The sequence below is a fragment of the Mesorhizobium sp. M7A.F.Ca.CA.002.04.1.1 genome, assembly GCF_004022805.1.
Lineage (GTDB): Bacteria > Pseudomonadota > Alphaproteobacteria > Rhizobiales > Rhizobiaceae > Mesorhizobium > Mesorhizobium ciceri.
Genome location: NZ_RZPL01001106.1, coordinates 1 through 1131, shown reverse-complemented (window position 1 = coordinate 1131; position 1131 = coordinate 1). Strand labels below are relative to the sequence as shown.

The window sequence follows — 1131 nt, the reverse complement described above, 5'->3', positions numbered from 1 at the left end:
ATATTCAGGAAGAATAGCGTGCAGCGAATTCGGAAATGCGCTGCACCACGGCCTTCGATGCGGTAATGCCGCGCGCTTGCGCCTTCTCGGCGGCCTCTGCGCGGGCACGACCGGGCACATGCACGCCGAAGCGCCGCCGCAGCCGGTCAAGCTGGTCCTTCATTCGTTGCTCGAAATCTGGATCGAGCAGCTTGGGTTCGATAGCAAGCACGAACAGTCCCGTGCCGGGGCTGTCCGGCCCGCCGCTGAACCATGGCGCGTCGAGCGACCAGTTGGCGCCCGACAGGCCCGCCGCCAGCACCTCGACCATCAGCGCGATGTTGGCGCCGCGCTGACCGCCGAAGGCGAGCATTGCACCCTTCATGGCGGCGGCGGGATCGGTGGTCGGATTGCCGCTGGCGTCCAGTGCCCAGCCTTCCGGGATTGTCTTGCCGTCCTCGGCCGCTTTGCGGATGTTGACGAAAGCGGTGGCGCTCGACGACTGGTCGATGACCAGCGGCGCCCCGTCGGCGGCAGGCGCGGCAAACGACATCGGGTTGGTGCAGTAGACCGGCTTGACCGAGCCCGAGCCGGCAAGCACGGCCGGGCCGTTGGTGGCTGCGAACGACACCAGTCCTTGTGCTGCCAGCCTTCCGGTGAAATAGCCGAGCGCGCCGCATGTATAGGCGTTCTTCTGCGAGAAGATGGCGACACCGAACAGCTTTGCCGCCTTGGCGAGGTCGTCGATGTTGCGGTCGAAGCCGGTATGCGCCAGCCCGCCGCGTGCATCGGAGAGATAGACTGCCAGCGCCGGCCGTGTGATCACCGGGTCGGCATTGCCGTCGATGCGTCCGGCTTCCAGCGCCTCGAGATAGTCGATGAAATGCGACAGACCGACCGAGGAAAGCCCTTCGGCCTCGGCTGATATGATCGAAGCAGTGAGCGATTGCGCCGCTTCCTCATTGGCGCCGGCGCCAAGTGCCGCCATCCGGCACAGTCCTTTTGCCTGGTCGAGACTGAGTTGCATCATGGCCGTCCTAGGGGAGTAGGGGAATAGGGGAGTACGGGACAGTGGGCAGTGAATAGCGAATGGGGATGGAAATGTGAATGTGGATAGTGGCCCGATACTCCCCTACTCCCCTACTCCCCTAC

At 64.5% G+C, this 1131-nt stretch carries 1 protein-coding gene; it reads right to left on the bottom strand.

Going from position 1 to position 1131, the window contains the following annotated elements; genetic code table 11:
* Positions 1 to 4 precede the first annotated feature (4 nt).
* Positions 5 to 1006: an Ldh family oxidoreductase gene (locus tag ENZ75_RS32520; RefSeq protein WP_063170442.1), complete on the bottom strand. Its 1002-nt coding sequence runs from the start codon at positions 1004 to 1006 to the stop codon at positions 5 to 7.
* Between the last annotated feature and the right edge of the window lie 125 nt (positions 1007 to 1131).

Coding starts and splice junctions, on each gene's coding strand:
- ENZ75_RS32520 (WP_063170442.1), bottom strand. CDS start 1,006: ATGCAACTCAGTCTCGACCAGGCAAAAGGACTGTGCCGGATGGCGGCA.